The sequence below is a fragment of the Microbacterium sp. zg.Y909 genome, from assembly GCF_024626565.1.
In genome coordinates this window covers 1-5,748 of the sequence record NZ_JANJFJ010000280.1, presented here as the reverse complement: position 1 = coordinate 5,748, position 5,748 = coordinate 1, and the positions used below count along the sequence as shown (strand labels likewise).

9 protein-coding genes are annotated in these 5,748 nt (G+C 70.3%); 5 read left to right on the top strand and 4 right to left on the bottom strand.

The window, feature by feature from the left end; all coding sequences use genetic code 11:
- Window positions 1-285, top strand: a 285-nt coding sequence (locus NQ160_RS17075; RefSeq protein ID WP_257516356.1) for a glycogen/starch/alpha-glucan phosphorylase, incomplete at its 5' end; no start/stop codon positions are given.
- Window positions 286-310: 25 nt separating this feature from the next.
- Here the strand turns inward: NQ160_RS17075 and NQ160_RS17070 are convergent.
- Window positions 311-1,042 carry a glutamine amidotransferase gene (locus NQ160_RS17070; protein WP_257516355.1) on the bottom strand — a complete coding sequence of 244 codons (732 nt, stop codon included), beginning with the start codon at window positions 1,040-1,042 and terminating at the stop codon, window positions 311-313.
- Window positions 1,043-1,175: 133 nt separating this feature from the next.
- Here NQ160_RS17070 and NQ160_RS17065 point away from each other — a divergent pair, with 133 nt between their 5' ends.
- The 3 genes from NQ160_RS17065 to NQ160_RS17055 all read left to right on the top strand — a co-directional run bounded on the left by NQ160_RS17065 (window position 1,176) and on the right by NQ160_RS17055 (window position 3,075).
- Complete coding sequence (locus tag NQ160_RS17065; RefSeq protein ID WP_257516354.1) at window positions 1,176-2,096, top strand: NAD(P)-dependent oxidoreductase; 921 nt, start codon at window positions 1,176-1,178, stop codon at window positions 2,094-2,096.
- A 75-nt stretch (window positions 2,097-2,171) separates the two neighbouring features.
- Entirely contained in the window at window positions 2,172-2,405 is a 234-nt protein-coding gene (locus NQ160_RS17060) for a response regulator (RefSeq protein ID WP_257516353.1), read from the top strand.
- Entirely contained in the window at window positions 2,362-3,075 is a 714-nt protein-coding gene (locus tag NQ160_RS17055) for a CYTH domain-containing protein (protein WP_257516352.1), read from the top strand. The genes NQ160_RS17060 and NQ160_RS17055 overlap by 44 nt, the downstream gene beginning before the upstream one ends.
- A gap of 107 nt (window positions 3,076-3,182) precedes the next feature.
- Here the strand turns inward: NQ160_RS17055 and lpdA are convergent, their stop codons facing one another.
- From lpdA to NQ160_RS17040, 3 genes are read right to left on the bottom strand one after another with little or no spacing between them, the layout of a single operon-like run.
- Window positions 3,183-4,583 (bottom strand): dihydrolipoyl dehydrogenase, encoded by a 1,401-nt coding sequence (gene lpdA, locus NQ160_RS17050; RefSeq protein ID WP_257516351.1) that lies wholly within the window; start codon window positions 4,581-4,583, stop codon window positions 3,183-3,185.
- A 10-nt stretch (window positions 4,584-4,593) separates the two neighbouring features.
- Complete coding sequence (locus NQ160_RS17045; protein ID WP_257516350.1) at window positions 4,594-5,268, bottom strand: copper resistance CopC family protein; 675 nt, start codon at window positions 5,266-5,268, stop codon at window positions 4,594-4,596.
- A 24-nt stretch (window positions 5,269-5,292) separates the two neighbouring features.
- Complete coding sequence (locus NQ160_RS17040; protein ID WP_257516349.1) at window positions 5,293-5,430, bottom strand: hypothetical protein; 138 nt, start codon at window positions 5,428-5,430, stop codon at window positions 5,293-5,295.
- Here NQ160_RS17040 and NQ160_RS17035 point away from each other — a divergent pair.
- A partial coding sequence (locus tag NQ160_RS17035; protein WP_257516348.1) for a hypothetical protein occupies window positions 5,429-5,748 on the top strand: 320 nt, incomplete at its 3' end. The genes NQ160_RS17040 and NQ160_RS17035 overlap by 2 nt on opposite strands.

Genomic DNA, 5,748 nt, shown 5'->3' with positions numbered 1-5,748 from the left:
CTGCGCCGTGCGATCGATCTCATCGCATCCGGCGCGTTCTCGGGCGGTGACCCGTCGGTGTTCGAGCCGATCGTGTCGAACCTGCTCTACGACGACCGCTTCATGGTGCTGGCCGACTATCGGTCGTACATCGACGCGCAGGCGCGGGTGGATGCCGCGTACGGCGACCGCGACGCGTGGACCCGGTCGGCGATCCTCAACGTCGCCCGCACGGGGTTCTTCTCCTCGGACCGGTCGATGCGCGAGTACATCGACCGCATCTGGCACGTCCCCGCGGTCGACTGAGGGCGGGGCGCGGCGGGGCGGTGCCTCAGCGGGCGTAGCGCTCGACGAACGCGCGCAGGATGCCACCGGTGTGCGTCACCGGCAGCCGGCGCACCGCCTCGAGTGTCAGGTCCAGTTCGTCCGGGGCGAAGTATCCGTACTTCGCGTAGGCACGGATGCGGGTGGAGATCCCCTCGACGTCGCACTCCGGATGGAACTGCGTGGCGTAGACGTTCCGGCCGACGCGGAACATCTGCACGGGGCAGGCCGGCGACGTCGCCAGCAGCGTCGCCGACGGCGGAAGGACGGCGATCGACTCCTTGTGGCCGACGAATGCCGCGAACTCGTCCGGCAGGCCGGCCAGCAGCGGGTCGGCGGCGCCTTCGGGCGTCCGCTGCACGGTGACGACGCTGATCGGCTCGCGATAGGTGCCGTCGATCACCGCGCCCTGGTGCGAGCCCAGGGTGCCGATGCCGTAGCAGGCGCCGAGAAACGGGAAGTCCCGCGGCACCACTTGATCGAGCAGACGCGCGAAATCCGCCTCGGCGCGCCGCTGCACGGCGGACTTCTTCTCCGGCGGGTCCGAGGCGTTGAACGGTCCGCCGCCGACGAAGACGCCCGAGTAGTCATCGAGGTCCACCTCGCCCAGCGGCTCCGCTTCGAGCCGCTTGCGCACGAGATCCCGCTCGTCCAGCCCGGTGTAACGCAGGAACAGCGCGTACTCCTCGTCGGCGGGCACGTCTTCGGCGCGGGTCGCCAGCAGCAGGAAGGGCTTCATCGCGCCTGAGTCTATGCCGCCACAGACCCCTGCTTGGCCAGCCGTGCTCGGTGGATGCCGCGGCGCGCCCTATTGTGACTGGTGACGGCCGCAGACCCCGCGGCCGCGACAGCGACGTCGCAGGGAGAACCCCATGTCCACCATCGCCTGGATCGGCCTCGGCCACATGGGTGCGCCCATGGCCGCCCACCTCGTGTCCGCCGGACACACCGTGCGGGGCGTCGACCCGTCGCCTGCCGCCCGCGAAGCGGCCGCCGCCCGCGGCATCCAGATCGCCGACGGCCTCGCCGACGCGCTCGAGGGCGCGGACGCCTGCTTCACCTCGCTCCCCGGGCCCGACCAGGTGCGCGCCGTGTACGGGGGAGAAGGCGGCGTGCTCGCGCACGCGGCACCCGCCACCTTGCTGCTGGACACGTCGACCGTCGACGTCGGCACGTCGCAGTGGTGCCACGACGAGGCCGCCGCGCGCGGACTCTCGTTCGTCGACAGCCCCATCTCGGGTGGCACGGCGGGCGCCGAAGCCGGCACGCTGTCGTTCCTCTTGGGTGGGCACCCTGATCACATCGAGCGGGCGCGCGCCATCGTCGACCCGATGGCCCGCACGGTCATCGCCTGCGGCGAAGCCACGAGCGGCATCGCCGCCAAGCTCGCGAACAACATGATGCTGTTCATCAGCGTGCTGGCGATATCGGAGGGGTCGCAGCTCGCCGAGCACCTTGGACTCGATCCGCACGTGTTCTGGCAGGTGGTGGATGCCTCGTCCGGCCAGTCATGGGCACAGCGCACCTGGTACCCGGTGCCGGGGGTCGTGCCGACGGCCGCCGCCAACCACGACTTCGATGCCACCTTCTCCGTCGATCTCGCCCGCAAGGACGCCGCGCTGGCGGTGAAGGCGGGAGAGGCCACGGGCGTGCATCTGCCGGCCGCGCGGCTCGCGCTGTCGCAGCTGGATCAGCTGGCCGAAGAGGGCCTGGGGGGCAAGGACTGCACGCTCATGGCCCGTTTCGCCTCACCCGACGGCACGCTGCGAGGCTGGGAAGGCGCGCGCCCGTAGCATCCGCGGTGCTGCCGGGCAACGACGCGGAACCGCAAGGCGGGCGGGGCTAGGGTCGAAGCAGGAGGTCAACTCATGGCTATTGCACGTATGCACGGAGGTCCGCTCGACGGACAGGTTCTTCCCCTCGACGACCCGGACATGGACCGGCTGATCCTGCCCTACAGCGAGACGCAGGTCGTCTACGAGCGGGAAGGTGCTCCGGAGAACACCGGTGACGACGACGGGCCCACCGAGGCGGTCTTCCGCTTCGTCGAGTCGCAGGATGACATCGACCCCGACCCCGACGACCACCCCGACCTGCCGTAGTCGCGTGGCAGGCAAGCCCGACCGCCCCACCGCCGACGACGAGCCGCAGCGCTCGCTCGAGGTGGAGCGCAAGTACGACGTCGACGACACCGTGGCCGTGCCCGATTGGACGGCACTGCCCGGCGTCGCCGCCGTCGGCGAGGCCGAGCGTCGGGACCTCGACGCCCGCTATCTCGACACCGCCGAGGGACATCTCGCCCGAGCGGGCGTCGCGGTGCGTCGCCGCTCCGGGGGACCCGATGCCGGCTGGCACATCAAGATCTCCACGCCCGAGGGAAAGCACGAGTGGGCGTGGCCGCTCGGCGAGGAACCCGCCGCCGACCTGCTCGAGCTGCCGGTGCCCGCGGGCGTGGTCGATGCTCTCTCGCAGTGGGCGGAGCCCCCGTTCACGGCGCTCGCGCGGATCCGCAACGCGCGCGTGGCGTATGCCCTGACGGATGCCGCGGGGGGACTCGTCGCGGAGTTCGTCGACGACCACGTGACCGCGCGCGACGAGCGCCGCGGCACGGAGTCATCCTGGCGGGAGTGGGAGCTGGAACTCGGCCCCGCGGCCCCAGCCGACCCGCAGCAGCGGGCGGCGCTCTTCGCCGCCGCCGACGCCCTCGTGGCCGCGGCGGGCGGTCGCCCCGCGGCATCCGGTTCGAAACTCGCGCGGGCGCTCGGCTTCTGACCCGCGGCCGCTGAGCGAGCGCAGCGCGACGAAACGCGCCACCAACGCCTGACGCCGCCCCCGGCTTCGTCTTGGGGCGGCGTCAGGTGGTGCGATGACCTCTGGCGTCAGATGTTGATCATGTGCCCGGCGAGGCCGTGGAAGGCCTCCTGCAGGGCCTCTGACAGCGTCGGGTGCGTGTGGACGTTGCGGGCAGCCTCGAGAGCGGTGAGGTCCCACTTCTGCGCGAGGGTCAGCTCGGGCAGAAGCTCCGACACGTCGGGTCCGATGAGGTGTCCACCCAGCAGCTCGAGGTGCTCGGCATCCGCGATGAGCTTGACGAAGCCGATGGGCTCGCCCAGGCCGTTGGCCTTGCCGTTGGCGCTGAAGGGGAACTTCGCGACCTTGACGTCATAGCCGGCGTCGCGCGCCTGCTGCTCGGTGAGACCGAACGACGCCACCTGCGGCGAGCAGAAGGTCGCCCGCGGCATCATGCGGTAGTCGCCGAGCGTCTGGGTCTCGGCCTTGGCGATGGTCTCGGCGGCGACGACGCCCTGCGCCTCGGCCACGTGGGCCAGCTGCAGCTTCGCGGTCACGTCGCCGATGGCGTAGATGCCCTCGACGTTGGTGCGCATGTGGTCGTCGATCTCGATGGCGCCACGGTCGGTCAGCTTGACGCCGGTGTTCTCCAGGCCGAAGCCCTCGACGTTGGCGGCGAAGCCGATCGACATCATGACCCTGTCGGCCTCGATGGAACCGGGGGTGCCATCGGCGTTGGCGGTGTACGCGACGGTGACCTTCGAACCGTCGTCGGTGACCGACTCCACCTTGGTGGAGGTGAGGATGTCGATGCCGTACTTCTTGTACTGCCGCTGGATCTCCTTCGAGACCTCGGCGTCCTCGTTGGGCAGGGCGCGGTCGAGGAACTCGATGATCGTGACCTTCACGCCGAAGTTGCTCAGCACGAAGGCGAACTCCATGCCGATCGCGCCGGCGCCGACGATGACGATGGAACCGGGCAGGTCGCGGGAGAGGATCTGCTCCTCGTAGGTCACCACGTTCTTGCTCAGCTCCACACCGGGGAGCAGGCGCACCCGGGAGCCGGTGGCGATGATCGCGTTGTCGAACGTCACGCGCTCGGTCGAGCCGTCGGACTTGGCCACGTCGATCGTGTGGGCGTCCGCGAAGGTGCCGCGACCCTCGTACTCGGTGACCTTGTTCTTCTTCATCAGGTAGTGGATGCCCTTGACGTGGGTGTCCGCGACCTTGCGGCTGCGATCCCACGCGGTGCCGAAGTCGAAGTGCACGTCCCCCGAGATGCCGAACAGATCGGCCTTGTGGAGGAAGGTGTGGGCGAGGTCGGCGTTTCGCAGGAGAGCCTTGGAGGGGATGCAGCCCACGTTCAGGCACACACCGCCCCAGTACTTCTCTTCGATGATCGCGACGGACAGGCCGAGCTGTGCGCTGCGGACCGCTGCGACATACCCGCCGGGGCCCGCGCCGAGGATGACGACGTCGTAGTGAGGCATGACCACCAGCCTAGTCCTCGTCGGCCGGGCGTTCCTGGGGGCCGCCCGCAGCCCCGTCGGTGCGCCGGCGTCGGGCGCGGGAGCCGAGCAGGTACGCCACGGCCGCGATGGCGGCCAGCAGCACGATCCCTCCGAGCGCCCAGGGCAGCACCGAGGCGGCATCGTCGTCAGCGGCGGGGGTGGGCGCTGCCGATTCGGTGGCCGGCGCGGTGATCTCGTCCGCGGTCGGCTCGGCGGTGGCGGGGGGTGCGGTGACTGCCTCCGGGCTAGGCGTCGGCGTGCCGGCTGCCGTGATCTCGAAGCGGAACTCACCGTCGATGGGGTGGCCGTCACTGGAGGTCACCTTCCAGGTGACGGTGACTTCACCGGCCGCGTCGCCCTCGAGCGACTGGGTGACGACGGTGCCGTCGACGACCGGATCGCCGTCGGTGAGGTCGGTGCCGGCGGCATCCGTCACCTCCACCAGCGTCGCGGTGGGCTCGTCGAGGACACCGGCCGAGAACGTGAGCGTCAATTCGGGCGGCAGCGCGGCGACCGTGCTCCCGTCGGCGGGATCCGACGCGATCAGCTCGTCGTGCGCGGCGGCGGGGGCCGCTGTCGCAAGCACACCGGCCAGGCTCAATCCCAGGGCGGCGGTGAGGGTGCCCAGAAGGGCTCGGCGGGGGGTGCGGGTGGGGGAGGGCATCACCTCTCCGACCCTACCCGGGGGCTACCGCGCGTCGGCCGGCCGTCCTACCATGACCGGCAGGCGGGCCCCCTGCTCGTCGAGCACGGACGATAAGAGGTGGGCGATGGACTCCAGGATGATGGATGCCGTGTCGAAGGACATGTCGGCGGTTCCCGGCATGGACACGATGGACATGGCGCTGATGCAGGCGTGTATGGACGCGTGTTCCGCGTGCGAGCAGGCGTGTGTGGTGTGTTCGACGCAGATGATGGACTGCGCACCGGCGTGCATGAACTGCGCCGACATGTGCAACACGATGATGCGCGCCATGCTGCGGATGCAGGGCATGACGCCCGCGTCGATGATGGCGGTGTTGGATGCCTGCATCGCGATGTGCGCCACGTGCGAGGACATGTGCCTGCCGCACGCCGAGATGAGCGAGGTGTGCCGCATGTGCGCCCAGGCGTGCCGCGCATGCATCGACGCGTGCCAGGCGGT